The following is a 24,354-nucleotide window of genomic DNA, read 5'->3' on the forward strand; positions in this document are numbered from 1 at the left end:
ACCTCGCCTTCAAATGAAATAGCCGCCCGCGACTTCAATGGATTGGGCGTTGATCCAGTTGCCCTCTTCGGACAGCAACATGGCGATGACACGCGCGACATCCTGCGGTTCGCCGACCCGGCCGAGAGCCGTCTGCGAGGCCAGCAATGCTTCGAATTCGTCGTTCAAGCCACCTCCCAGCTCGGTACGGATCGCTCCCGGCGAAACAGCGTTGGCCCGAATGCGCCGATCCGCGAATTCCTTGGCCATGTAACGGGTCAGCACTTCCAGCCCGCCCTTGAACGCCGCGTACGGCGCAACCCCGGCGGTAGCGACTCGGGTGGTCGCGCTGGTCAGGTTGACGATGCTGGCGCCCTCGCCCATCAGCGGCAGCAAGGTTTGCGTGAGGAAAAACGGGCCCTTGAGATGAACGCTCAGCAAGCCGTCGAACTGCGCCTCGGTGACCGCTTCCAGCGGAATGAACAAGCCGTGGCCCGCGTTGTTGACCAGTCCCGCCAGCGTAGCCACGCCCCACAGGCTGTCGAGGTTATGTCGGACAGCATCACGGAAACGGCCGAATTGACTGACATCCGCAACGTCCAGTTCAAGCGCCACGGCTTTGCCGCCCGACGACTCAATCCGTTGCACGACAGCGGCGGCCGCATCGGCATTGCTCTTGTAGGTCAGGATGACGCCCATCCCGAGACGGGCACAGTGTTCGGCAGTACTGGCGCCGATGCCACGGCTGCCACCGGTAATCACGATAACGCTCATGCGCTGCTCCAATGTCTCTGTGGTGAGTGACCACAGTAGTCATCGGCTTCGAGGCGAGCGCAGCCGTTCCTCTTCGAAACCTGCCTGTTTCTGCTTTTTGCTTGCGTGGGAGTGATCGCGTGGGTTCAGATGCCTGGCATGAATAATCAACTGACAGAACTTCGCGCCCTGGCGCAACACGCCGAAAACCGCCGCACGGAGACGGGCATCCCGCGCGTTGCCATGGTTCAGGGTGAAATCCCCGAGCACATGCTGGCCGCCGTTTACGAACCGATGATCAACCTGATTCTGCAGGGCAGCAAATGCATGACCATCGCCGATCGTACGCTTCATTACGACCCGGCGACCTATTTCGTAATGTCCATCGATCTGCCGGCGGTGGGTCAGGTTCACCCCTCTGCGGACGGCGAGCCCTACCTGGCGATCAGTCTGACACTGGATCCGGTGGTGCTGACGACCCTGTTGGCCGACTTGCCCAAGCCACTCGGGCAACATGAACAGGACAGCGGATTTTCGGTGGCCGCTGTGACGCCTGAGTTGATGGATGCCTGGGTACGCATGCTGCGCCTGATGGGGCGGCCGGAAGAGATCGCGGCCCTCGCCTCGGTCTACGAGCGGGAGATTCTGTATCGAGTCCTGCAGGGCCCCCACGGCTGGATGTTGCGCGACATTGCGGCACCCGACAGCACCATGGCTCGCGTCAATCTGGCCATTCAGCACATTCGCCAGGACTTTGCCGAACCGATTCGCGTGGACGCATTGGCGCAACTCGCGTCGATGAGCGTGTCAGCCTTTCATCGGCATTTCAAAGCCGTCACAGCGCTGAGTCCGTTGCAATACCAGAAGCGCGTTCGCCTGCTACAGGCCCGCAAACTGATGGTGGCCAATGCGAGAAGCGTCACCCGCGCGGCGTTCGAAGTCGGTTACGAAAGTGCTACGCAGTTCAGCCGCGATTACGCACGGGTGTTCGGCTTGCCGCCCTCGCGGGATGCGGTGCGGATTCTCGGGGAAACCCGAAGCCGCACGCAGCACTGATCAGCCTTTCACGCCAGCACGTCAGTAATCCAGCGTACCTGCTGCTTCAGATCCTGCACCTTGCGCTCGCACACCCCATGCCGCGCCCGCCCGAAATGAGCCAGCGTCTGCTGCTTGTGCCGCAACCGATGCTGCCACTTGCTGACAAACGCCGGACTGCGTGCCTGCAATTGCAATGGCCCGAAGAACAGTTCCTCGGCGGTGTACGTCACCGGCTCGCCCCGCTCGGCCACTATGATTTCGTAGTCGAAGCGATTCTCCCGCAGGATTTCCTCGAAGAGGATTCGGTAGTCGTTGTCCATCAGCCATCGGCGCAGGGGCGGCTCGCCGCCGTTGGGTTGCAGGATCAGACGTTCGCGGCCGTTCAGGCGCGCCTTGCCGGTTTCGAGGATGTCGCGGATGGTCTCGCCGCCCATGCCGCAGACGGTAATTGCCGTGATCCCGTCGGACGATTCGACTGCCATCAAGCCATTGGCCAGGCGCACGGTGATCTGCTGCTCAAGATCGTTTTCACGCACAGTGCGCTGCGCCGAACGGAACGGCGTCACGGCCATCTCGCCCGCCACCGCCGCCGCGATTGCGCCACGGCGCAACAGGGCCACCGGCAGGTAGCCGTGATCCGAGCCGATATCGGCCAGCCGCGCACCGGCAGGCACGTGCGCCGCCACCCGTTCCAGGCGCATGGACAATGTCTGTTCGTTCAACCGCAACCCCTTTCACTCTGAACGCCCGGCACTGGTGGCCGGATCGGGGCGCGATTCTGGGGGGCAATGTCTGGTATTTCAAATTTATATGACCAACCGCGACGGCTACACCAACACCGTCAACCAGGCCGACAGCAACAACAAAAACGCCAGCCCGACATTCATCCGCCTAAACGCCCGTGGCGAGCCAAAGAACCGCGCACTGCCCACGCCCAGCAGTGCCCACGCCGTCATGCACGGCAGACTGACCAGCAGAAACGCCAGCGACAACAACGCCATCCGTGTGCTGTCCTCGCCGCCACCGGCAAACACGCTCACCACCGCCACGGCCATCATCCACACCTTGGGGTTGATCAATTGCAGGCCGGCGGCGCCGAACACGCTAAAGCCGCCATCTGCCGTTGTGGCCGAATCCAGCGACGGCGGCGTGCTGCGAAAGATCTGCCACGCCAGCCAGCTCAACCAGATCACCCCGGCCCAGGCCATCGCCTGCTGCACACGGGGATAGCGCAGCAAGGTTTCCCCCACGCCGAGCCCGACCACCAACACCACCAGCGCCGCCGACACACACGCGCCGAAGATGATCGGCACGGTGGCCGTCAGACCGCGTCGCGAGCTGTGGCTCATCACCAGAATATTGGTCGGCCCCGGGGTGATGGAGGCGACGAAGGAAAACAGCAGAAATGGCAACAACGATTCCATGACAGGACTCCCGGATCAAAACAGGAAGTCATGGTCGCGGTTGCGCGGGGTTCAGTCTGGAAGGTTTGAGCAGCGCTTGCGGTAATCCGCCGGCGTCAGGTGATAGGCACGGCGGAACCAGCGCCCCAGATGGCTCTGATCAGCGAAACCGAGGGCGCTGGCGACGGTGGCGGGTGTTTCGCCGCGCGCCAGCAACTGGCGGGCGCGGGCCAGGCGCAGCTGGATCAGATAGGCATGGGGCGCCAGTCCGAAAGCGGCCTTGAAGGCCCGGGTCAGGCGAAAGCGATCAACTCCGCAGGTTTGGGCCACGTCGTCCAGCCCGATGTCTTCGAAGGCGTGCGCATGCAGATAGTCCCGCGCCACCTGGGCCACCCGTGGCAGGCGCGGATCGAACGGTTGCCGTTTACGCCAGTCGAGGTGCGATGTCAGCGAACCGAGCAAAGTGTCAATGGCGGTCTGGCGCACGATGCGCAAATCGCCTTGATGCAGGGCATTGAAGGCTTGATTGATGGAGGTGGACAGGCGCGAATCCTGACTCAGGGTATCGGTGAACCCGAGCTGGCTGTTGTCCGGCGCATGCTCGAACAGCACGCGCAATTCGCGCTCCAGCCAGTGCGGATCGAGGTAAAGCATGGAATAGGTGAAGCCCTCCTCCGTCGGCGCGTGCCCGTCGTGGATCTCACCCGGTTCCAGCATGAAAATCTTGCCCGGCGTACTCAGATGGCGCACGCGCCGGCAATGAAACTGCTGCACGCCCTGCTCGGTGACGCCCACCAGAAAGCTGTCATGCCAGTGCGGATCGTAGGCGTGGCCCTGGAAATGGGCACGAATCGACTCGATCCCGGTGTCGGCATCCTGGGAGAGTTCGATCCAGTTGCGTTTGTCCACGCAAGGCTCCGAAGGCAGTGGTTGTTCGTCAAGGATGTCTACGTTACCGCGACTTTGCCGAGGCGTTTAGAACATTTGTGCACGTGGGCCAGGCAAGCCATCAAGCAAATTTAATGAACCCTGAGTGGCATGCCCCGCCTAAACCAATGACCATCAGGAGGTAGCCCATGCAACTTGAAACCACGTGGATCGTACTGGCCGTCGTTCTTTTGCTCATCGAATTGTGGGCGATCAACAGGGTGCGCAAGAGTGAGGGGAAAGCCAGCAACAAAGGCGTCTGGATCGTGTTGATCGTGTTTGTGCCGCTGTTCGGGCTGATCGCCTGGGCGCTGGCCGGGCCCAAGCACGTCACTCAGGCCTGAAACTCAAGGCAAGCAAGAGCCCCGAACATTCGGGGCTTTTTGTTGGCCGCTGGTTTGTATCGCAGTGTGTACGAACGCCTCCCGGATACATGCCCGCGCATCAGCCCACGAAAACGGAAACAGCGCAGATACGTGGCCAGTCTTTAATGAACGCCAGATACGAAGGGTTCAGCCAGAACCCGGCCCTCGCCGATCATAAGGAGACTTGCCATGAAGCACGCACCACACGCCACCGTCACCACCGGGAAAAACCGCCGCCGCCTGCTGGGCCTGTCGATTCTCGCCACCGCGCTGCTGCAGTTCGGCGCGTTCGCCCAGGCACAAACCGCAGCACCCGAGCCAATCAAGACCGAAGCCTCCAGTGTAAAAGCCGACCTGCCCTTCGGCCCGCTCAAGCATGTGAAGGCTGGCCTGCTGGACGTGGCCTACGCCGAAACCGGCCCGGCCGATGGCCCGGTGGTGATTCTGCTGCACGGCTGGCCGTATGACATTCACAGTTATGACGACGTCGCGCCGCTTTTGGCGGCCAAGGGTTATCGAGTGCTGATGCCGTACGCCCGGGGTTATGGCGACACGCATTTCCTGTCCGACAAGACCGTGCGCAACGGCCAGCCGGCGGCGCTGGCCAGTGACGTGATCGATTTCATGGATGCGCTGAAGATCAAGCAAGCCGTGCTCGGCGGCTACGACTGGGGCGCGCGTTCGGCGGACATCGTGTCGGCGCTGTGGCCTGAACGGGTGAAGGCGCTGGTCTCGGTCAGCGGTTATCTGATCGGCAATCAGGCCGCCGGCAAGAATCCGCTGCCGCCCAAGGCCGAGCTGCAATGGTGGTATCAGTTCTATTTCGCCACCGACCGTGGTGAGGCGGGCTACACCAGGAACACCCATGATTTCGCCAAGCTGATCTGGCAACTGGCGTCACCGAAATGGGCGTTCGACGACGCCACCTTCGACCGCAGCGCCAGGGCGTTGCAGAACCCGGATCACGTCGCGATCACCGTGTTCAACTACCGCTGGCGTCTGGGCCTGGTGCAAGGTGAAAGCCAGTACGAAGCGCTGGAGCAGAAACTCGCCACCGCGCCGTCGATCAGCGTGCCGACCATCACCCTGGAAGGCGATGCCAACGGCGCGCCGCACCCGGCGCCCGAGGACTACGCCAAGCGCTTCACCGGCAAATACCAGTTCCGCCTGATCAATGGCGGCATCGGTCACAACCTGCCGCAGGAAGACCCGAAAGCCTTCGCTCAAGCGATCATCGACGCCGATCACCTCTTGTCGTCGAGCAAGACTGATCAGAAGCTGTGATTCAACTGCAGCCCAGCGCCATTGACCGTGTTCTGGTAGGTGGCGCTATAACCCGGGCGCAGGCCACCCTGCGTCGTGTCCTGTGAAACCTTCACCGGGTCTTCATGGATGTAGCCGTATCCCAGATCCAGAGAGGTCTGATCGGTCATCTGCCAGTTCAGGCCCACCGTGAAAATCTTCCGGTCTCCCGTTGGCGCACGGGTGGACGTGTACTGATTGGGCATCGGCGTCGGCTCATAGGCGATGCCCGCGCGAACCTTCCATTGCTTGTTCAGGCGATAGGACATGCCTGTGGAGAACGACCAGGTGTCACGCCACTTCAGGGTTTCGAGGATCGTATCGAAAGGGCCATAGGCCTGTGGCACGCCGGAATTCAGCACCCTCAACTCCTGCACGCGGCTCCAGCGACTCCACAACGCCCCAGCGGAGATATCCAGGCGATCATTGATGCGCCAGGTCGCCGAGGCATCGACCGTTTCCGGTGAGGTGAAATCCAGGCTCGCGTCATATTTGCCGTTGAGCCCCGGCAGCCCCAGCCCCGGGATCGGTGCCAGCAATCCATTGGCACCGGAGACCTTGGTGTTTCCGCTCAGTTTGTAGTCGACTCTGGAGTGATAGGTGAGCCCCAGGGTCAGGTCGTCGAGCGGGTCGAACAGGATGCCCAGACTGAAGCCCATGGCCGTGTCGTCGCCGGTGACTTTGACAGTCCCGTCGCCCTGCCCGCCCACCGCGCTGTTGGCGATCTTGCTTTCGAGCAGCCCGTCGATACGGTTGATCGTCGGCCCAAACCCCACAGACAGTCGATCATTTACCCGGTAACTGACCGTCGGCTGCAAGGTGACGACCTTCACCTGAGTCTGCGAACTGCGGTAGCGTCCCTGGAAGTTGCTCTCATAGTCTGTGCTCCCGCCAAAAGGGGCGTAAACCCCGAAGCCCACGTGCCAGTCATCGTTGAGTTGCAGCGTGTAGAAGCCCGATGGCACGACGATCGGATCAGGCACCATATCGCCGTGCGAAGTGCCCGACACCGTGGTATTGACCTTGCTGATGCGCGAACTGACATCGATGAAACTGAGACCGCCACTGACGTGTTCACCCGCCAGGCGGGACATACCGGCGGGGTTGCCGTAAACGATCGAGGCGTCCTGCACATCAGAAGCCCGACCGGAATAAGCCTTGCCTGCGGAGCTTATGCTCTGTTCGTTGATTTGCAGGCCGTTGGCCAGGAGTTGAGTGGAGGTGAGGCAAAGCCCCAGCACGCAAAGCTGATTTCTTATTGTCATGATCTGGCTCTTGTTATTTTTTTGGCGGGCGCGAACACCCGAGGCACGCGGGTGGATCTTTGGATTCAATGATGTGAAACGTCGCCGCCCATCCTTGGCGACGGGTTGATTCAGCGTTTGCGCATCCGCTCGGCCAGCGCACCGATCGGTCGGGTCATGCTGCGTCGCAAGCGTTGAGAGAAAGATTCGCCCTCATAGATCGGCGCCGGAGTGACCACTTCATTCGGCTGGCGGTACTGAGGAAAAAGACTGAGTGCATGGGCCCGGTTGATGCCGTGCATGATCGCCGGCGACCACATCTCCAGGCTTTCCAGCGTCCGGCACTGCAGCGCCGTGGCGGGAGCCGGGGCGAAGGGATAGTCACTGCCGAAAAGAATGTGTGACGGTTCCACCAGTTCCTTGAGCGCCGCCATGGAATAAGGTGATGGTGACAACGCCGTGTCGAAGTAAAAGCGACGGATGTAGGTCATGACGCCTTGCGGCGCGTGCTGCTGAAATTCCGGCAGCATGTTGGCCAGCGAGACACGCCAGGCCACAAACGGCAGGAAGCCACCGGAGTGGGACAGAATCCAGCGAATGCCGGGATAGCGCTCCATGGTCCCGCCAAGGATCAGATTGACCGCCGCGCGCGTGGTGTCGCAGAGAAACTCGATGAGAAATCCCGGGGTCTGCAGACCGATGCTTTCGCTGGTCTGGTGCATGTTGGGATGGATGAATACCACGGCTTTTCGGCGGTCGAGTTCGGCCATCAGTTCGTCGAAGCGCGGATCACCCAGAAACACCCCGTCGGTGCTGCCCAGCAAAACAATGCCCTCGGCCTTGAGTACGTCCAGCGCGTGTACGGCTTCACGGCAGGCGGCCTCGGTGAACGGCATCGGCAGCACCGCGAAGTTGCCGAAGCGGCTCGGGTAGCGCGTACGCATCTGCGCGGCGAATTCATTGCAGCGTCGCGCCAGCTCGCTGGCTTGTTGGACCCCGTCACCGAAGTGGACGCCGGGCGCAGACAGCGAGGTGATCGCTCGCTCGATGCCGTTCGCATCCATCACCTCAATGGATTTTTCCGGCGTCCAGGCTGGCAGCGGCGCCCCCGCGACAGCGTGCAGTCCTCTGGCATTCATCGCGTCGACGAATGCGGGTGGAATGATGTGATGGTGGACATCGATACGGCCTTGCTTGATTGACATGCTGACTCTCTTGTTTGGGCTTCGACCGAGCGCCTGCGGCCACTGGGTAAAGAACTGTGCTCGATGGCGTACAACTTTCGAGATCAATATTGAACATTTGTGTTCAATTATGTCAATGATCGGCAAACGCTGATTTGCTTTATTTTGAACGCGCTTGTTCAATGTCCGGAATCTCTCCGTTGGAGCTCATTGCTTTGAAACTCAGTCCCGTGCAGAAGCGCATCCATGAGGCTGCGATCCGGCTGTTTGTCGAAAAACGTGTCGAAGAGGTCAATGTCAGCGAACTGGCACAGATCGCCGGGGTAGCGCGCGGTACGATCTACAACAACCTCAACTCGGTGGAGACGCTGTTCGAAGATGTCGCCAGCCAGCTCAGTGCCGAAATGAATGACAGGGCCGCGCGCAGTACAGATCCCCATGCGTCCCCTGCCGTCCGCCTGGCCACCGGTATCCGCCTGTATATCCGCCGCGCCCATGAAGAGCCGCACTGGGGGGCGTTTATCGTGCGCTACGGGGCCAGCAATGAGACGCTGCAACAGATGTGGAGCGGTCCGCCCATGCACGATGTGCTCAGCGGCCTGAGCAGTGAGCAATACAGCTTTCGACAGGAGCAACTGCCTTCGGTGATGGCGATGATCGGTGGCGGCGTGCTGGGGGCCACGATGCTGGTACTTCAGGGTCACAAGACCTGGCGCGACGCGGGTTCCGATATGGCCGAATTCGTTCTCAGGGCGCTCGGCGTGCCAGCCGATGACGCGCGCAGCATCGCTACTCAGGATCTGCCCCTTCTCGCAGCCTGAAGTCCTACGCTGATTTTTCTTGAGCCAGATCCCTTGGGAGTCTGGCTTTTTTATTGTCCATAAAAAAGACAATTGAACACTGTTGTTCAATTCTAATCTTGAGTGTTAGAGTCTGCCGAAAGCACGTACCCACCGCCTGGGTCGAAGTGCCTTACGCCAGGAACTGACAATGAACAATAAAGAACCTCTTCCTGCCCTGACCTCACGAACGGTACAAGTGGGTCGTCGGCAGATTTTCATCAGCGAAACGGGCGTCGGCCATCCCCTGTTGATGCTTCACGGTGGCGGAGCGGGAGCCTCGGGGCTTTCCAACTACTCGCGCAATATCGAATCGCTTGCCCGGCAGTTCCGGGTCATTGTGGTCGACATGCCCGGTTACGGCCGATCCACCAAAGGTGTGGATCGCAAGGACCCCTTCGGCGATCTGGCGGGGGCGATGCTCGGCCTGCTCGACACCCTGAACATCAGCAGCGCCCACGTGGTGGGCAACTCGTTGGGTGGCGCCTGTGCCTTGCGCATGGCGCTGGATGCACCCGGCCGGGTGTCGGCTCTGGTGCTGATGGGCCCCGGTGGCGTCAATACCACTCGCAGCCTGCCGACACCCGGTCTCAACCTGTTGCTCGACTACTACAACGGTGAAGGCCCGACGCTGGCCAAGATCACGCGTTTTATCCGCGACTACCTGGTGTATGACGGCAGCCAGGTCAGTGACGAGATGATCCGCGAACGTTTCGAGGCGAGTATCGACCCGCAGGTCATTGCGGCCCCTCCCCTGCGCCGGCCAACGGGTATTCCCCGCTTCTCGCGCTGGGACTTCACCCGTGATTCACGCCTCAAGCATTGCCAGGTTCCGACCCTGGTGCTCTGGGGCGCGGACGACAAGGTCAACCGTCCCAGCGGCGGCGAGGCGCTGCGCAGCCGCATGCCGGATTGCAACCTCTACCTGTTCAGCCGGACCGGTCATTGGGTGCAGTGGGAACGCGCGGACGAGTTCAATTCCGTGACCTTGGCGTTCCTCGCCAGTCGCACAGCGCGCTGAGTTGTCGTCATGAACAATCAAGCAACGATCAGTCGAACAACGCCGGACATCTTCGGCGCCAGCAGCATGGGCTATGCGTTGATCGAGTCTCGCCACCTGGCGCGTTGGCGTGAGCTGCTCCAGCACGGCATCGGTCTGCACCTGGCCAGTTCGGACGAGCAAACCCTGGCTTTTCGTATGGATCAGCACCAGCGGCGGATCATCATCCAGCGCGGTCCGCAGGAAGATTTTCTTGCCGTCGGCTGGCAGTTACGCGACCAGGCCACGCTCGACGAAGTCCTCAAGCGCCTGCAACGCCTCGGTATCCAAGCGCAGCCCAGCCAGCCGGAAGAAGCCGCACAACGCGGCGTGAAAAGGTTCTGGCGGGTGCTCGGCCCCAAACGCATGGCCGTCGAGCTGTTCTGGGAGCCGCTGCTGACCGACAAGCCACTGAACATGCTCAGTGCAGGTTTCATCACCGGTTCCGCCGGGATGGGCCACCTGGCGATCACCTCGCGCAAACCACAGCAGATGCAACGTTTCTGGCAGGAAATATTTGATGCAAGAGCCAGCGACCACATCGTCGAGCGGATTGCCGGAGTGACCCTGGACATTGATTTCTTCCGGGTCAACGAACGTCACCACTCGATTGCCATCGCCCGTTTGCGTGGCCTGCCAATGGATCCGATTCGTACCCGTGTGCAACACATGAACATGCTGACCACCTCGGTCAGCGAACTGACCAACGCCTATTTGCGCTGCCGCACGCTCGGTTTCGAAATGGCCCACGAAATCGGTGAGCACCCCAACGACCGTGAGCAATCGTTCTACGTGATGAGCCCCAGCGGTTTCGAGCTGGAACTGGGTTGCAATGCCAGGGTGGTCGATGAGGCGCATTGGCGCACAACCTCCTATCAAGGCATCAGCCTGTGGGGGCATCGCCCGCAGAAAAGCGGTGCCTGGCACACGTTGACCACCAACCTGGCCAACTTCGCCCGCGGCACGCGCTCGTTGCTCAAGCCCGAATATTCACCGCTGTAAGAGAGATATCGTCATGAATAACAAAAACGAGTCTGTAACGAGCGTCGACGTGATTATTTCCGGGCTTGGCCCGACGGGCGCCACGCTCGCGCATTTGCTCGGCAAGCGTGGTCTGTCGGTGCTTGTGCTGGAGCGCGAGCCACTGTTCTATGGCAACGCCCGGGCGGTCTACACGGACGACGAGTGTATGCGCGTCATGCAGGCGGCCGGTGTTGCCGCCGAGCTTTCAGCCAACATGCAAGTCGATACGCCCGCTCAGTGGGTGCTGGCCAATGGCAAGGTCCTCGGCCAGTACTGGCGCCTCGATCGCCCCTATGGCTGGCCGATCATCAACTTCCTTTACCAGCCCTGGCTGGAAACCACGCTGAGCGATCTGCTCGAGCGCTATCCCAATGTGCGGGTTGCCCGTGGCCGCGAGCTCACGCAGTTCACACAGGATGAACATGGGGTGACCGTGACCCATCAGGCCACCAGCACCTTTCGTTTCAGTGATGCGACGGATGCCCGTCAGGCCTGTGAAGTCGATCCGGACCCGCAAACTATTCGCGGGCGCTATCTGGTGGGGGCGGACGGCGGCCGCAGTACGGTCCGCGAGGCCTTGGGCATCGGCATGAGCGGCAAGAACTTTCCCGAACCCTGGCTGGTGGTCGACCTGGAGATGAAGGAAGGCGAGGATGCCTTGCGTCATCTGCCCTATTTCAGTTTCATCTGCGACCCGGATTGCCCGACGGTCTGCTGTCCTCAGCCCGGTCGTTTCCATCGCTTCGAATTCATGCTGATGCCTGGCCAGACTCGCGAACAGATGGAAGATCCGACCGTGGTGCGCAACCTGATCAGCCGTTACGTCGACCCGGACAAGTTCGAGGTCAAACGCAAGCTGGTCTACACCTTCAACGCCCTGGTGGCGAAGGATTGGCGCAAGGGTCGGGTATTGATTGCCGGCGATGCTGCCCACATGACGCCGCAGTTCATGGGCCAGGGCATGAGCTCCGGCGTGCGTGACGCCTACAATCTGGCCTGGAAAATCGACGCCGTGATCAAGGGCCAAGCCGGTGAGCGGCTGCTTGATACCTATGGCAGCGAACGCTTCCACCATGCCAAGGCGATGATTGATATTTCGGTGCAGATGAAAGACTTCGTCTCGATGTCCAGCCCCGTTTCCAGCCTGATGCGCAACCTGCTGGTCAAGACCGTCCTGGCGACACCATTTCTTGGCCGCTATGTTCGTGAAGGCCGTTTCAAACCGGCCCCGACCTATGCCCCTGACAGTTATCTGGGCATGCCTCGCCGCCATCGGCGCTCCCCGGAAGGCCGGATGATTCCGCAACCCGAAGTCCGCACCTTCAAGGGCCAGCGCGTATTGCTCGATGACCTGCTGGGCGACGGTTTTGCCTTGATCGGTCTTGAGGTCGATCCACGCGCCCACCTGAGTCAGGCGTCGCGGAAACTGCTGGATATCCAGCACACGCGTTTCGCCACCCTCTTCCCGTTCGGCACCCGTCCACAGGGCGCCGATACCGCTCGTTCCAATACCAGTGAACTGCTCGAACTGGAGGATGTGCAGGGTGAGATGGTCGCGTGGTTCAAGCGCTCGGGGTTCTCCAGCGGAGCCGTAGCTGTGGTGCGCCCGGACAAATTCACCTTCGCCATGGTCGAGGCCGCGGATCTGGATCGGGCGATCAACGAACTCAAGTTCCAGCTGCAATGGAGCCCTGGTTCTGACGTCGTCGCGGACGAACCCCGGCTGCTGAGGAAAATCGCATGAGCCAGTTCCCTTTGCAGCCTCTGCAAGACGCCGCCGCGGCCCTGGCCAGAGCACGGGAGCAACGCGAACCCTGTGCACGGATCTCGTCCACTTTCGGTATCGATTCGTTGACCGGCGCCTATGCCGTACAGGAGATCAACACCCAACGGGCCCTGGCCCAGGGGCGACGCCTGGTCGGCCGTAAAATCGGACTGACCTCGGCTACCGTGCAACAGCAACTGGGCGTCGATCAACCGGATTTCGGCATGCTGTTCGCCGATATGGAAATCGCCGATGGCGGTGAAATCCAGATCAGTCAGTTGATCCAGCCCAAGGCCGAAGGCGAGATTGCGTTCGTTCTGGGCCGCGATCTTCCATATGAAGATACGACCCTCGCGGAACTGCTGCGGGCGGTGGAGTACGTGGTCCCCGCGCTGGAAATCGTCGACTCGGCCATCGAGAACTGGAACATATCGCTGGTGGACACGGTGGCGGACAACGCTTCATCAGGGCTGTATGTGCTGGGTAAACAGCCGACTCCACTCGCCTCGCTGGACCTTCGGCTGGAAGGCATGCTGCTGGAAAAGAATGCCGCCACGGCCTCGATCGGTGTCGGTGCCGCGTGTCTCGGCAATCCGGTGGACGCCTGCCTGTGGCTGGCTCGCACCATGGCCCGGATGGGCCGGCCCTTGCAGGCCGGCGACGTGCTGCTCTCCGGCGCCCTGGGGCCGATGACGCCGGTCGTGGCCGGGGACAGTCTGCACTTGCACCTGACCCGACTTGGCCAGATCCGTTGCCGCTTCATCTGACCTGCCCGTCCTTCTGCGCCAGGCTGCCGTGGCCTGGCCCTTCTGAGAGATTGCTCCCATGAGTCAAACCAAACTCAAGGTCGCCATCATTGGTTCCGGCAACATCGGCACCGACCTGATGATCAAGATTCTGCGCAACGCCAGACACCTGGAAATGGCGGTGATGGTCGGGATCGACCCTGCGTCCGACGGTCTCGCCCGCGCAGAGCGCATGGGCGTCGCGACCACCCACGAGGGGGTTGAAGGCCTGATCCGCATGGACGCGTTCAAGGACATCGACTTCGTCTTCGACGCCACCTCGGCGGGTGCCCATCTGGAGAACGAGAAGCTCCTGCGCTCGATCAAGCCGGGTATCCGCCTGATCGACCTCACTCCGGCGGCTATCGGCCCTTACTGCATTCCAGTGGTCAACCTGGAGGAAAATCTGGATCGACTCAACGTCAACATGGTCACCTGTGGTGGTCAGGCGACGATTCCAGTGGTCGCTGCTGTATCCCGTGTTGCCCGGGTTCACTACGCCGAAATCGTGGCCTCGATCGCCAGCAAATCCGCCGGCCCCGGCACCCGCGCCAACATCGACGAGTTTACGGAAACTACTTCCAGAGCCATCGAAATGGTGGGTGGGGCGTCCAAAGGCAAGGCGATCATAATCATGAACCCCGCCGAACCGCCGCTGATGATGCGTGACACGGTGTTTGTACTGTCCGAAACCGCCGATCAGGCGCGGATCGAGGCTTCCGTCGTGGAGATGGTGGCAGCAGTCCAGGCCTATGTGCCGGGCTATCGCCTGAAACAGAAGGTTCAGTTTGACGTCATTGCCGAATCGACACCTCTGAACATTCCGGGACTGGGACGCTTCAGCGGCCTCAAGACCTCGGTATTCCTTGAGGTCGAAGGCGCCGCCCATTACCTGCCAGCCTACGCCGGCAATCTCGATATCATGACCTCCGCTGCCTTGGCCACCGCCGAGCGCATGGCGCAGTCGATGCTCAACGCCTGAGGGGCCCGACATGACATTCAATCCCGGCAAGAAAATCTATATCTCCGACGTCACCCTGCGCGACGGCAGCCATGCCATCCGCCATCAGTACTCTCTTCAGAATGTGCAGGACATTGCGCGCGCACTGGACAAGGCCAGGGTCGATTCGATCGAAATCGCTCACGGCGACGGCCTGCAGGGTTCGAGCTTCAACTATGGTTTCGCTGCCCATACCGATCTGGAATGGATCGAAGCGGCGGCCGATGTCCTCGAGCACGCCAAAATCACCACCCTGCTGCTGCCGGGGATCGGCACGGTGCACGACATCAAGGCCGCCTATGACGCCGGTGCACGCGTGGTGCGCATCGCCACGCACTGTACCGAGGCCGACGTTTCGAAACAGCACATCGAATACGCTCGCGAACTGGGCATGGACACCGTCGGTTTCCTGATGATGAGCCACATGATCGCCCCTGAGCATCTGGCGGCCCAGGCCCGGCTGATGGAAAGATATGGCGCGACCTGCGTGTACATGGCCGATTCCGGTGGCGCGATGAACATGCAGGACGTTCGCGATCGCTTCCGGGCTTTCAAAGCCGTGCTGAAACCGGAAACCGAAACCGGCATGCACGCCCACCACAACCTGTCGCTGGGCGTCGCCAACTCGATAACCGCTGTCGAGGAAGGCTGCGACCGGATCGATGCAAGTCTGGCCGGAATGGGGGCTGGCGCCGGCAACGCGCCGCTGGAGGTTTTTATTGCCGCCGCCGAACGTCTCGGCTGGAACCACGGCACCGACCTCTACACGCTGCTCGACGCCGCCGACGACATCGTCCGCCCGCTGCAGGACCGGCCAGTGCGGGTCGACCGTGAAACGTTGGCACTGGGTTATGCCGGCGTCTATTCAAGCTTCTTGCGGCATGCCGAAATTGCCGCCGCCAGATATGGCCTCAAGACCCTCGACATTCTTGTCGAGCTGGGCAAGCGGCGCATGGTCGGCGGGCAGGAAGACATGATCGTCGACGTCGCGCTGGATCTGCTCAAGCGTTGAACCGTGCAACATGGCCGGCTTACCGCCCACGCAGCGGTGGGCCGGTCTCTGAGCTGTATCGGGTGGAGCTCCGGCAGCGTGTGCGCTACGACTTCGGGCGCCGACGACAGGCGCCTTGTTCTTATCATTTGACGAGCCGTTTTTCCTTGGACGGGCGATAACCGAAGTAAGCGCTGTAGCATTTGCTGAAATGACTCGGCGACACAAACCCGCACGCCACCAGCACGTCCACCTGAGACAGCTCGGTGTGTTGCAACAGGCGCCGGGCCTCGGTGATGCGCAGTTCCATGTAATAACGCTGCGGCGTGGTGCCCAGTTGTTCCTTGAACAGTCGCTCCAGCTGACGCCGGGAGCGACCGGCATATACCGCCAGTTGTTCCAGCTCCAGCGGTTCCTCCAGATTGGCGTCCATCAGCTTCACCACTTCACGCAACGGCGCGCTGACGCAGATGTTCTCGGTCGGCTTGATCCGCCGGTAACGCGACTCCTCGAACGCCAGAATGTCTTCGATGCCTTCGACCAGCGCTTTGTCGTGCAGGCCCTTGATCCAGTCCAGAGCCATGTGGAACGCGCCGGAAGGACTGGACGCGGTCAAGCGGTCGCGGTCGATCACGTAGGGCTCGCTGCTGACCTGGGTCGCCTTGGAAATTTCCGCCAGTGCCGGCCGGTGCTCCGGGTGAATCGCACAGCGATAGCCTTCCAGCACCCCTGCCCGGCCCAGGAACCACGCGCCGTTCCACAACCCGGCCAGGATCACGCCGGCCTCGGCGGCCATTTTCAGCAGGTTGGTGAACTCCTCGCTCGCCTTCAATTCCGTGCGGTAACCGCCGCAGATCACCAGCAGGTCGAGTTCCTGCAACACGCTGGTTTCCAGACGCGAGTCCGGGCGGATCACCAGCCCCAGGTCGCTGATCACTTCGCCGTCGCTCAAGCCGAAAGTGCGCGTGGAAAACAGACCGGGGCGCAGCAGATTGGCGGTGACAAGGGTGTCCAGCGCCTGGGTGAAGGCCGGCAGGGAAAAATGCTCCAGCAGCACGAACCCGGTGCGGGTCATGCGTCCCGGCCCGCTGGCGGGCTCGTTCAGGTAGCGAAGGTTCTTGCCCTTCATGCCACCGCTGAATTGGCGTCGTTCGATCAAGGTGTGGTCCATCGGTTTCATTGTTGTAGCGCCATGCTAACCGCCGAAGCGGCAAAATACTCGGGAATGAACGCAATTCGCCCCAACCGGTACGCGCGTACCGATCGGGGCGAAAAAGATCTGCGAAAAACCGCGATGAATCAGGACGCGTCGATCCAGATGGTTTTCAGCTCGGTGTACTGGTCATGGGCCCAGATCGACTTGTCACGCCCACCGAAACCCGACTCCTTGTAACCGCCGAAAGGAGTCGACGCATCGCCCTCGCCAAAACAGTTCACGGTGACGATACCGGCGCGGATCCCCCGCGAGAGTTTCAGCGCATGGCGCAGGCTGCCGGTGTACGCCGACGCGGCCAGACCGTAAGCCGTGTCGTTGGCCAGGCTGATCGCTTCGTCGACGGAAGTGAACGTGGTCACGCTCAGCACCGGGCCGAAGATTTCTTCCTGGAACAGACGGCTGTCACGGCTGACGCCATCGACGATGGTCGGCTCGACGAAAATGTTGTCGGCCGTGTTGCCCCCCGCCAGCACCGAAAGATTCTCATCACGGGCATGGTCGAGGTACGAACGGACCTTCTCGAAATGTGCCTTGCTGATCATCGAGCCCAGACGGTTTTCCGGGTCCAGCGGATCGCCCATTTTCCAGTCGGCCAGATGCACCTGCACGCGCTGGAGCAATTCGTCCTTGATGTCCGAATGCACGATCAGTCGCGACGAAGCCGAGCAATTTTCGCCCATGTTCCAGAACGCGCCGTTGACCACATGCTGGGCGACCAGATCGACGTCTTCGACATCGTTCATCACCACCGCCGGGTTCTTGCCACCGCACTCCAGCACGATGCGTTTCAGGTTGGATTCGCTGGAATACTTGAGGAACAACCGCCCGGTGTCGGTCGAACCGGTGAAGCTGACCATGGAAACGTCCGGATGACGGCCCAGCGGTTCGCCCGCCTCCTTGCCGCCGCCGGGCACCACGTTGAACACACCGGCCGGAATCCCCGCCTGGTGCGCCAGCTCGGCCACACGCAGGGTGCTCAGGGTGGTTTCCTTGGCCGGTTTGACCACAATCGAGCAGCCAGCGGCCAGCGACGGGCCGATCTTCCACGCGAGCATCAGCAGCGGGAAATTCCACGGCAACACCAGACCGACCACGCCGATTGGTTCACGCACGACCATGGTCACCGCGCCGTTACCCGTCGGAGCGGTCGAGTCGTAAATCTTGTCGATCAGCTCGGCGTGCCAGCGCAGGGTATGAATCGTCTCGGGCACGTCGATGTTCTGGCATTCGCGGATCGGTTTACCGCTGTCGAGGCTTTCCAGCACCGCCAGTTCATGGGAGTGGTCGTCCAGCAACTGGGCGAATCGCAGCAACACCGATTTGCGCGCCGACGGTGCCAGCCCCTGCCAGCGTCCGTCCTCGAACGCCTCTTTGGCGGCCGCGACGGCGACGTCCACGTCCTGGGCACCGCACGCAGCAATCTCGGTCAACACCGCTTCAGTGGCCGGATTGGTCGTGGTGAACGTCTTGCCGGACAGCGCGCTGCGGAACTCGCCGTTGATGAACGCCTGATTACGAAACTCGAGCTTCGCCGCCAGCTCACGGTATTGCGCTTGACTCAGAAGATCGGCCATTTCAAACCTCCGCGACGATGCGCGCCACATTCTGTTTGAGGGTTTTGATCACGCTTTCCAGCACTTCCTTCTCGGACGCTTCCAGCGGCTGCATCGGCTTGCGCACGCCGCCGGCCCGCAGGCCGACCAGCTCGCTGCCGTGCTTGATCGACTGAACGAACTTGCCGCTTTCCAGCACGTCCATCAGCGGCAACAGCGCCGACATGATCCGCCGGCCCTTGTCGAAGTTCTTCTCCAGAACGCAGGCTTCGTACAGCGCGATGTGCTCGGCCGGAATGAAGTTCGAACCAGCGCAGACCCAGCTGCGCGCGCCCCAGGCGAAGAACTCAAGAGCCATGTCATCCCAGCCGCAGGACAGTTGAATCGAAGGATGCGAATGTGCCAGACGATGCAACTGGGCGGTGTCGCCGGAGCTTTCCTTGATCGCGACGATGTTCTTGCAACCGGCAATCGCCTCGAAGAACTCAGGGCCCATCGCCACGCCCATCCGCGCCGGGTAGTTGTAAAGCATGATCGGCAGGCCGGCGGCCTTGTCCACGGCCAGCACGTGCGCGGCGATTTCCTTTTGCGTCGGCAAGGCATACGGCGGCGAGCCCACCAGGATCGCGTCGGCCTCGATCGACTTGGCGTGCTCGGCAAAGGCCACCGCATCTTCGGTGCGGATCCCGCCCGTGCCGATTACCAGCGGAATACGGCCGTTGATCACTTCCTTCGCGCGCTCGGCCACTTTCAGCCGCTCGGCGGTGGTGTGGGCGTAGTACTCGCCAGTCGAACCACCGATGACGATGCCGTGAACCCGCGACTCGATCAGGTATTCGACCACTTCGGCAAACGCCGAGTAATCGATCTGGCCATCGGCGGACAAAGGCGTAATGGCTGGGGTAAAGATGCCGTCAAAGTTCATAGGGTTTTCTCCAGTGATTGCAGTGTTCAATTCGTTGGCCCGACGCCGTTAAGGCCCGGGCAAGGTTCAGTTCAGCGAGGCAGCCTGTTGCAGGTTGAGCGAGCGGGTTTCCGGCGCGAGCACCCACGACAGCACCAGGCCGACCAAGGTGACGGCCGCCGCGATGTACATGGTCTGGGCGATGCCCAGCGTGCTCAGGGAAACCGGCACCAGATAAGTCCCCGCCGCTGCGCCGATGCGCGACAGTGAGGTGCCGACACCGACCGCAAAGGCGCGGATTTCCGTGGGAAACAGTTCATTGGGGTACACCAGCGTCAGCACCTGGGCGCCGCCGATGAACAAGGCGTAAACGGCAAAGAAGGCGAGCACCAGCGCATTGGGCCCGGCGTGACCGACGGCCAGCCCGAGCAGCGCAAGGCCCGAGCAGAGAAAGCTGTAGATCAGCAGATTGCGTCGGCCGACACGGTTGATGATCCGGGTCGAAATCACGCAGCCGATGACAAAGAACAAGGTAATCGCCACCGACCCCAGGGACGACCAGTCGCCCTGCAGATTCAGCGCGGCCAGCACCTTCGGCGCAAAGGCATACACGGCGAACAGCGGCACCACCGAGCAGGTCCAGAACACCACGACAAACAGCATGCGTTTGCCGTAGCCCGAGTGCAGCAGGTTGAAGATCGTCAGCTTCTCGCCCATCCGGTGCTCGGGGAGATTGGCAAGGGAGAAATCGTTGCCGTAGACCTGTTTGATGATCGCCTCGGCTTCGGCGGCGCGGCCCTTGCTCAGCAGCCAGCGCGGCGATTCGGGTGTGCCGATGCGCACCAGAAACAGCATGGCGCCGATGATCGCCGCGCTGGCCAGCACCAGCCGCCAGGCATCCGAGCCCCACAGCTTGAACATCAGCTCGCCCACCACATACGCCGTTGCAGCTCCGGCGAACCACATGATCGTCAGCGTCGCCAGACGCGGGCCGCGATACTTGCGCGGCATGAACTCGACCAGCAGCGAGGTCGCCACCGGGTACTCGATGCCGACCGCCACCCCCAGCAGCAGCCGCAGAAAAAACAGCGCCACCGCCGAATCGACCCACAGCTGCGCCAGTGAGGCCACGATGAACAGGGTCGGCCCGACAAACAGCAGACGCTTGCGCCCCAGCACATCGGTCAGCCAGCCGCCGAGAAAACCGCCGAAGAAAATGCCGATCAACGCCGAGGCGGCGATCATGCCTTCCCAGAAATCGTCCAGCGCCAAAGACCTGGACATGTGCACCAGCGCCACACCGATGATGCTCAGAACATACCCGTCGACAAAGGAGCCACCGGCCGAACGGATCGTCAGCAGACGATGAAAGCCATTGAGCGGTACGTCCTCGATTGATACAGCAACGTTGTTCATTTCTTGTCCTTGTATTCAGTGCATCGCTACTTCAGTTCATCGCGCAGGTCGGGCGATGAGCGTTCAACTTTCGCGGCCGGCGCGGTATTGCCCCCACTTCAGGTTCATGTTCACGCCCAGCGACAGAAACGGTTCGGGCGGGTTGCCCGTCGGCCCCGGGGCCTGCAACAGAAAATCGATCAAGCCGTCGCGCTCCCCGGCCAGCCAGTCGGCCAGCAACTTGCCGGTGACCGTGCCACGGGTGACGCCCAGTCCATTGCAGCCCAGCGCGCCGTAAACGTTCGGCGCCAGTTCGCCGAAGAAGCCGTTGTGGTTCCTCGACATGGCCAGCGCCCCGCCCCAGGTGTATTCGAACTTCACCCCCGGCAGCATCGGGAAGCGCTGATCGAATGAGGCGCGGTGCCGGCGCACGAAGCGCTCGTTGTATTTGCTGTTGCTGCGGCCATCGGGGTTGAAGCTGAAGCTGTTGCGGATCAGCAAACGGTTGTCGGGCGTGCGCCGCACCGTGGTGCCGAACGGGTCGGCGGGAATCGCGCCCCAGAACGGTTTGCCGCCCAGCCGCGCCTGCTCCTCGTCGGTCAGCGGGCGGGTGATGCTGGCGTAGGTGTAGATCGGCAACATGCGGCCCTGCAGAAAACCGAAGCGCATGCCGAACGAGTTGTTGGCCAGGATCAGTTTGTCGGCGGTGATGCTGCCGTGAGCGTGCTTGAGCAAAGTCTTGGCGCCGTACTCCACTTCGAGAATCGGCGTGCGCTCGTAGAGGGTGACGTTGGCCGGCAAACTGTCCGCCAGGCCCTTCACCAGCGCCGACGGCTGAACCAGCACTGCCCCGGGGGTGAACAACGCCTTGCGGTAAAAACGGGTGCCCAGATGCTCGGGCAATTCTTCGGCCTCGATCATCTGGTACGGCTGACCGAGTTTGTCGAGGCCCCGGCGATAAGCTTCCAGCACCGCGATCCCGCGTTCTTCCACGGCGGCCTGATACTTGCCGCAGGCTTTCATCTGGCAATCGATGCCGAACTGGTCGACCAGATTGCGCAGGATCGACTGACCTTCCAGGTTCAGCTTCAGACTGATCCGGGCCAGATCGATATCACCGATATAGTCCTCGGCCCCGATGTCGTGGGGCAGATCGATCGCGAAACCGGCATTGCGACCGGACGGCCCCAACCCCACTTCCTGCGCTTCGATCAGCACCACTTCATCGTCGGGGAAGTTCAGCGCGAGCTGGCGTGCCGCCGCCAGCCCGGTGAAGCCGGCACCCACGACCACCCATCGCGCCGAACGATGGCCGCGATGGCCTGGCTCGGGGCTGCGCGGCCGGCTCAGGTGGAACCAGCCACAGCTGTCATCATCGGCGGGCAGCGAACTGACTTTCATAGTGTTGAACCGTTTATTGTTGAAATGACAAATCGAACCCGACACGAAGCAAACGCGCGGAATCGCGTTGAATGGAAACAGCCGTCAAAGTTGCGTTACTTGAATCTTTTCAATCGCTCAGAAGTTGGCGGCGAGCGCATATCGCCCGGCATCGGAATCGTTCGCGTAGTAGTAATCCCGGAAGGTCATGGGCGGCAGTCCGAACAGATCCTTGAAGCGTTTATAGAAATGCGGATAGCTGACAAACCCGGTTGCCAACGCCACATCCGTCAATGAGCGATCACTTTGCACAATCAACTGCCGGGCCCGGGTCAGCCGCAACTCCAGGTAATAGCGGTTGGGAGCGGCATTCAGATACCGCGCGAAACGTCGCTCCAGTTGGCGACGGGAAACACCGACGTGACTGGCGATCTCGTCAATTTCCAGCGGCTCCTCGATGTGTTGTTCCATCAGCGAAAGCGCCATGTTCAACGGCTTGGGAATGGCCGCCGGCCGGACATCTTCGGTGCGCAGCGTTTCCCGGCTTTTCGGCTGGTGCACTCGTCTGATCTCACCCACCAATGACGCATCGCTGCGCGAACCCAGTTCCTGCATCAGCGCCAGGGTCATGTCCAGCGCCGAGCAGGCATTGGCGCACGTCCCGCGACGCTGGCCAAAGGCAAAGTCCCGGCTGCACACCTTCAATTGCGGGAAATACTCGCCGATCAGTGCGCGACTATCGCCATGGCAGGCGAATTCCTGCCCCTCCAGCAATCCCGCATCCGCCAGGTAGAACGCAGCGTTCCAGCAACCCGCCACGATGCCTTTGGCGCAAGCCACTTTTTTCAGAACCCGACGCAACATCGGGTTGGACGACAGCCGGACCCGCTGACCACCCACAACGATCACCGCATCCTGATTGAACCCTTCCGCCGCCAGCCGTTGCGAGGAAATCGGCACGCCGACATCACTGTCGACCAGACCGCCTTGCAACGAATAAGTCGAAATCCTGTAAACCGTATCGCCGTTGATCAGGTTGCCGGTGGCCAGCGCGTCCATGGCTGTCGAAAGGGTCGTCAGCGAGAAGTGATCGAGCAGAATGAACGCCACCCGCACGACGCGTTCATGCCCGACCAGATCCGTGGTCTGGCGAAACCCGATGTTCTGCAGTTTCAATGTGCTTTGGAAAGTGTCCATGCTGCGCCACCCGATACCGTCACTTGACAAGGAACAACCCGCTTACTTGGCCGCCGCCCGCGCATCGCTCAGCCAGCTGTCGTAACTTTGCTGGTGGGCCTTGATCCACTCGGCGGCGTGGCGCTTGATGTCGGCCAGGGACTTCTCGCCCTGCTGCATCTTCAGGTTCTGCGCACTTTCGTCGGCGGTGCTGATGCTGACTTCAGAGAGGAACTTGCGGGCCACCGGGTTCTTCTCGGCGAACTCCTTGTTCATGACAACGTTGACCGTGTCCACCGGGAAGCCGAGGTTCTTGCCTTCGTAGAAGGTGTCCTTGCTTTCCTTGCCGTCAGGCAGATCGGTGTACGGCACCGGCAGCCAGACCACATCGCGCCCTTCGACCAGCACGCTGGAAATCCACTGCGGCACCCAGGTGAAGAACAGCACCGGTTTACCTTGCTGGTAGCGGGCGATGGTGTCGGCCATCAGTGCGAAGTACGAGCCGCGGTTGTCGACGACTGTCGGCTCCAGGCCGTAAGCCTTCATGTGGTGTTCGACCATGACTTCGCAGCCCCAGCCCGGGTTGCAACCGGTCAGATCGGCCTTGCCGTCACCGTTGCTGTCGAACAGCTTGGCGATCTCCGGCTTCTTCAAATCCGACAGATCCTTGATGTGATAGGCGTCTGCGGTTTTCTTGTCGATCAGGTAACCCTGCAAAACGCCTTTCATGATCTGTCCGACCTTGACCATCACGTCATCGCCGCCAGCCTTTTCATAAAAAGCTTCGTGCAGGTGCTCCCACTCATGCACGGTGAAATCCGCGTCGCCGTAGGACAGCGCCAGGAACATCGCCGGGTAATCGGTCTCCTTCGGCTGCTTGACGTCGTAGCCCAGCTCCTTGAGCCCGGCGATCACCACTTCACCGCGAAAGCGCTCTTCGGCGATGGTCGGGAAAATCGGCGTGATCGACACACCGGCGCCGGGCTTGTTGGCGTCCGCCGCGAACGCTGCGGAACACAGGATCGTGCCCATGACTGAAGCAACCACACCCGCTACGACGCTTTTCTTGAGATTTGCCAGTTTCATGTTTCAC

The 24,354-nt window shown here is 61.4% G+C and carries 23 protein-coding genes; 10 read left to right on the plus strand and 13 right to left on the minus strand.

Annotated elements, in window-relative coordinates; translation table 11 throughout:
- Nucleotides 1–9 precede the first annotated feature (9 nt).
- A complete protein-coding gene (locus tag PMI24_RS15125) occupies nucleotides 10–753 on the minus strand; it encodes an SDR family NAD(P)-dependent oxidoreductase (RefSeq protein ID WP_007955357.1) in 744 nt (247 codons plus the stop codon).
- A 138-nt stretch (nucleotides 754–891) separates the two neighbouring features.
- Between PMI24_RS15125 and PMI24_RS15130 the strand changes: the two genes are divergently transcribed.
- Nucleotides 892–1,788, plus strand: coding sequence for an AraC family transcriptional regulator (locus PMI24_RS15130; protein WP_081493569.1), 897 nt, complete (start codon nucleotides 892–894; stop codon nucleotides 1,786–1,788).
- Between the two features lie 8 nt (nucleotides 1,789–1,796).
- On the opposite strand, the gene PMI24_RS15135 is transcribed toward PMI24_RS15130, so the two are convergent.
- From PMI24_RS15135 to PMI24_RS15145, 3 genes are all read right to left on the minus strand, one after another.
- Complete coding sequence (locus PMI24_RS15135; protein ID WP_045121766.1) at nucleotides 1,797–2,492, minus strand: tRNA (adenine(22)-N(1))-methyltransferase; 696 nt, start codon at nucleotides 2,490–2,492, stop codon at nucleotides 1,797–1,799.
- Between the two features lie 105 nt (nucleotides 2,493–2,597).
- Entirely contained in the window at nucleotides 2,598–3,194 is a 597-nt protein-coding gene (locus PMI24_RS15140; protein WP_007955363.1) for a LysE family translocator, read from the minus strand.
- A 51-nt stretch (nucleotides 3,195–3,245) separates the two neighbouring features.
- On the minus strand, nucleotides 3,246–4,082 hold the full coding sequence (locus PMI24_RS15145; RefSeq protein ID WP_007955364.1) for an AraC family transcriptional regulator: 837 nt from the start codon (nucleotides 4,080–4,082) through the stop codon (nucleotides 3,246–3,248).
- Nucleotides 4,083–4,249: 167 nt separating this feature from the next.
- Here PMI24_RS15145 and PMI24_RS15150 point away from each other — a divergent pair, with 167 nt between their 5' ends.
- Nucleotides 4,250–4,444 (plus strand): PLDc N-terminal domain-containing protein, encoded by a 195-nt coding sequence (locus tag PMI24_RS15150; RefSeq protein WP_007955366.1) that lies wholly within the window; start codon nucleotides 4,250–4,252, stop codon nucleotides 4,442–4,444.
- A gap of 210 nt (nucleotides 4,445–4,654) precedes the next feature.
- Nucleotides 4,655–5,749 (plus strand): alpha/beta fold hydrolase, encoded by a 1,095-nt coding sequence (locus PMI24_RS15155; protein WP_007955367.1) that lies wholly within the window; start codon nucleotides 4,655–4,657, stop codon nucleotides 5,747–5,749.
- Here PMI24_RS15155 and PMI24_RS15160 read toward each other — a convergent pair.
- The gene (locus tag PMI24_RS15160; protein ID WP_007955369.1) at nucleotides 5,737–7,032 is read right to left on the minus strand and encodes an OmpP1/FadL family transporter; all 1,296 of its coding nucleotides are present in this window, start codon (nucleotides 7,030–7,032) and stop codon (nucleotides 5,737–5,739) included. The genes PMI24_RS15155 and PMI24_RS15160 overlap by 13 nt on opposite strands.
- Before the next feature lie 110 nt (nucleotides 7,033–7,142).
- The gene (locus PMI24_RS15165; protein WP_007955376.1) at nucleotides 7,143–8,216 is read right to left on the minus strand and encodes an amidohydrolase family protein; all 1,074 of its coding nucleotides are present in this window, start codon (nucleotides 8,214–8,216) and stop codon (nucleotides 7,143–7,145) included.
- A 194-nt stretch (nucleotides 8,217–8,410) separates the two neighbouring features.
- On the opposite strand from PMI24_RS15165, the gene PMI24_RS15170 reads away from it, so the two are divergent.
- From PMI24_RS15170 to dmpG, 7 genes are all read left to right on the plus strand, one after another.
- Complete coding sequence (locus PMI24_RS15170) at nucleotides 8,411–9,016, plus strand: TetR/AcrR family transcriptional regulator (protein ID WP_007955378.1); 606 nt, start codon at nucleotides 8,411–8,413, stop codon at nucleotides 9,014–9,016.
- Nucleotides 9,017–9,185: 169 nt separating this feature from the next.
- Nucleotides 9,186–10,055 carry an alpha/beta fold hydrolase gene (locus PMI24_RS15175; RefSeq protein WP_007955380.1) on the plus strand — a complete coding sequence of 290 codons (870 nt, stop codon included), beginning with the start codon at nucleotides 9,186–9,188 and terminating at the stop codon, nucleotides 10,053–10,055.
- Between the two features lie 9 nt (nucleotides 10,056–10,064).
- Nucleotides 10,065–11,075: a VOC family protein gene (locus tag PMI24_RS15180; RefSeq protein ID WP_007955382.1), complete on the plus strand. Its 1,011-nt coding sequence runs from the start codon at nucleotides 10,065–10,067 to the stop codon at nucleotides 11,073–11,075.
- Between the two features lie 13 nt (nucleotides 11,076–11,088).
- Nucleotides 11,089–12,840: a bifunctional 3-(3-hydroxy-phenyl)propionate/3-hydroxycinnamic acid hydroxylase MhpA gene (mhpA, locus tag PMI24_RS15185; RefSeq protein WP_007955384.1), complete on the plus strand. Its 1,752-nt coding sequence runs from the start codon at nucleotides 11,089–11,091 to the stop codon at nucleotides 12,838–12,840.
- Nucleotides 12,837–13,628 carry a 2-keto-4-pentenoate hydratase gene (locus tag PMI24_RS15190; RefSeq protein ID WP_007955385.1) on the plus strand — a complete coding sequence of 264 codons (792 nt, stop codon included), beginning with the start codon at nucleotides 12,837–12,839 and terminating at the stop codon, nucleotides 13,626–13,628. Before mhpA ends, PMI24_RS15190 begins: the two co-directional genes overlap by 4 nt.
- A gap of 58 nt (nucleotides 13,629–13,686) precedes the next feature.
- Nucleotides 13,687–14,628 (plus strand): acetaldehyde dehydrogenase (acetylating), encoded by a 942-nt coding sequence (locus PMI24_RS15195; protein ID WP_007955388.1) that lies wholly within the window; start codon nucleotides 13,687–13,689, stop codon nucleotides 14,626–14,628.
- A gap of 10 nt (nucleotides 14,629–14,638) precedes the next feature.
- Nucleotides 14,639–15,658, plus strand: coding sequence for a 4-hydroxy-2-oxovalerate aldolase (gene dmpG / locus PMI24_RS15200; RefSeq protein ID WP_007955391.1), 1,020 nt, complete (start codon nucleotides 14,639–14,641; stop codon nucleotides 15,656–15,658).
- 124 nt (nucleotides 15,659–15,782) lie between these two features.
- Here dmpG and PMI24_RS15205 read toward each other — a convergent pair whose 3' ends face one another.
- The 7 genes from PMI24_RS15205 to proX all read right to left on the minus strand — a co-directional run bounded on the left by PMI24_RS15205 (nucleotide 15,783) and on the right by proX (nucleotide 24,347).
- Nucleotides 15,783–16,808, minus strand: a complete 1,026-nt coding sequence (locus PMI24_RS15205; RefSeq protein WP_045121780.1) for a GlxA family transcriptional regulator — start codon at nucleotides 16,806–16,808, stop codon at nucleotides 15,783–15,785.
- 128 nt (nucleotides 16,809–16,936) lie between these two features.
- On the minus strand, nucleotides 16,937–18,427 hold the full coding sequence (locus tag PMI24_RS15210; protein WP_007955393.1) for an aldehyde dehydrogenase: 1,491 nt from the start codon (nucleotides 18,425–18,427) through the stop codon (nucleotides 16,937–16,939).
- A 1-nt stretch (nucleotide 18,428) separates the two neighbouring features.
- Entirely contained in the window at nucleotides 18,429–19,331 is a 903-nt protein-coding gene (locus PMI24_RS15215; RefSeq protein WP_007955394.1) for a dihydrodipicolinate synthase family protein, read from the minus strand.
- A 66-nt stretch (nucleotides 19,332–19,397) separates the two neighbouring features.
- On the minus strand, nucleotides 19,398–20,726 hold the full coding sequence (locus PMI24_RS15220; protein WP_007955395.1) for an MFS transporter: 1,329 nt from the start codon (nucleotides 20,724–20,726) through the stop codon (nucleotides 19,398–19,400).
- Nucleotides 20,727–20,789: 63 nt separating this feature from the next.
- Nucleotides 20,790–22,106, minus strand: coding sequence for an NAD(P)/FAD-dependent oxidoreductase (locus tag PMI24_RS15225; protein ID WP_007955396.1), 1,317 nt, complete (start codon nucleotides 22,104–22,106; stop codon nucleotides 20,790–20,792).
- Nucleotides 22,107–22,223: 117 nt separating this feature from the next.
- The gene (locus PMI24_RS15230; protein ID WP_007955398.1) at nucleotides 22,224–23,282 is read right to left on the minus strand and encodes a GlxA family transcriptional regulator; all 1,059 of its coding nucleotides are present in this window, start codon (nucleotides 23,280–23,282) and stop codon (nucleotides 22,224–22,226) included.
- 42 nt (nucleotides 23,283–23,324) lie between these two features.
- A complete protein-coding gene (proX, locus tag PMI24_RS15235) occupies nucleotides 23,325–24,347 on the minus strand; it encodes a glycine betaine/L-proline ABC transporter substrate-binding protein ProX (RefSeq protein ID WP_007955400.1) in 1,023 nt (340 codons plus the stop codon).
- Nucleotides 24,348–24,354 lie beyond the last annotated feature (7 nt).

Source organism: Pseudomonas sp. GM25 (assembly GCF_000282255.1).
GTDB classification, from domain to species: domain Bacteria; phylum Pseudomonadota; class Gammaproteobacteria; order Pseudomonadales; family Pseudomonadaceae; genus Aquipseudomonas; species Aquipseudomonas aphyarum.

Bases quoted from the DNA above. Each gene is read 5' to 3' on its own strand.
- PMI24_RS15125 (WP_007955357.1), bottom strand. From the start codon at position 753: ATGAGCGTTATCGTGATTACCGGTGGCAGCCGTGGCATCGGCGCCAGT.
- PMI24_RS15130 (WP_081493569.1), top strand. From the start codon at position 892: ATGAATAATCAACTGACAGAACTTCGCGCCCTGGCGCAACACGCCGAA.
- PMI24_RS15140 (WP_007955363.1), bottom strand. From the start codon at position 3,194: ATGGAATCGTTGTTGCCATTTCTGCTGTTTTCCTTCGTCGCCTCCATC.
- PMI24_RS15150 (WP_007955366.1), top strand. From the start codon at position 4,250: ATGCAACTTGAAACCACGTGGATCGTACTGGCCGTCGTTCTTTTGCTC.
- PMI24_RS15155 (WP_007955367.1), top strand. From the start codon at position 4,655: ATGAAGCACGCACCACACGCCACCGTCACCACCGGGAAAAACCGCCGC.
- PMI24_RS15160 (WP_007955369.1), bottom strand. From the start codon at position 7,032: ATGACAATAAGAAATCAGCTTTGCGTGCTGGGGCTTTGCCTCACCTCC.
- PMI24_RS15165 (WP_007955376.1), bottom strand. From the start codon at position 8,216: ATGTCAATCAAGCAAGGCCGTATCGATGTCCACCATCACATCATTCCA.
- PMI24_RS15175 (WP_007955380.1), top strand. From the start codon at position 9,186: ATGAACAATAAAGAACCTCTTCCTGCCCTGACCTCACGAACGGTACAA.
- PMI24_RS15180 (WP_007955382.1), top strand. From the start codon at position 10,065: ATGAACAATCAAGCAACGATCAGTCGAACAACGCCGGACATCTTCGGC.
- mhpA (WP_007955384.1), top strand. From the start codon at position 11,089: ATGAATAACAAAAACGAGTCTGTAACGAGCGTCGACGTGATTATTTCC.
- PMI24_RS15190 (WP_007955385.1), top strand. From the start codon at position 12,837: ATGAGCCAGTTCCCTTTGCAGCCTCTGCAAGACGCCGCCGCGGCCCTG.
- PMI24_RS15195 (WP_007955388.1), top strand. From the start codon at position 13,687: ATGAGTCAAACCAAACTCAAGGTCGCCATCATTGGTTCCGGCAACATC.
- dmpG (WP_007955391.1), top strand. From the start codon at position 14,639: ATGACATTCAATCCCGGCAAGAAAATCTATATCTCCGACGTCACCCTG.
- PMI24_RS15205 (WP_045121780.1), bottom strand. From the start codon at position 16,808: ATGGACCACACCTTGATCGAACGACGCCAATTCAGCGGTGGCATGAAG.
- PMI24_RS15210 (WP_007955393.1), bottom strand. From the start codon at position 18,427: ATGGCCGATCTTCTGAGTCAAGCGCAATACCGTGAGCTGGCGGCGAAG.
- PMI24_RS15215 (WP_007955394.1), bottom strand. From the start codon at position 19,331: ATGAACTTTGACGGCATCTTTACCCCAGCCATTACGCCTTTGTCCGCC.
- PMI24_RS15220 (WP_007955395.1), bottom strand. From the start codon at position 20,726: ATGAACAACGTTGCTGTATCAATCGAGGACGTACCGCTCAATGGCTTT.
- PMI24_RS15225 (WP_007955396.1), bottom strand. From the start codon at position 22,106: ATGAAAGTCAGTTCGCTGCCCGCCGATGATGACAGCTGTGGCTGGTTC.
- PMI24_RS15230 (WP_007955398.1), bottom strand. From the start codon at position 23,282: ATGGACACTTTCCAAAGCACATTGAAACTGCAGAACATCGGGTTTCGC.
- proX (WP_007955400.1), bottom strand. From the start codon at position 24,347: ATGAAACTGGCAAATCTCAAGAAAAGCGTCGTAGCGGGTGTGGTTGCT.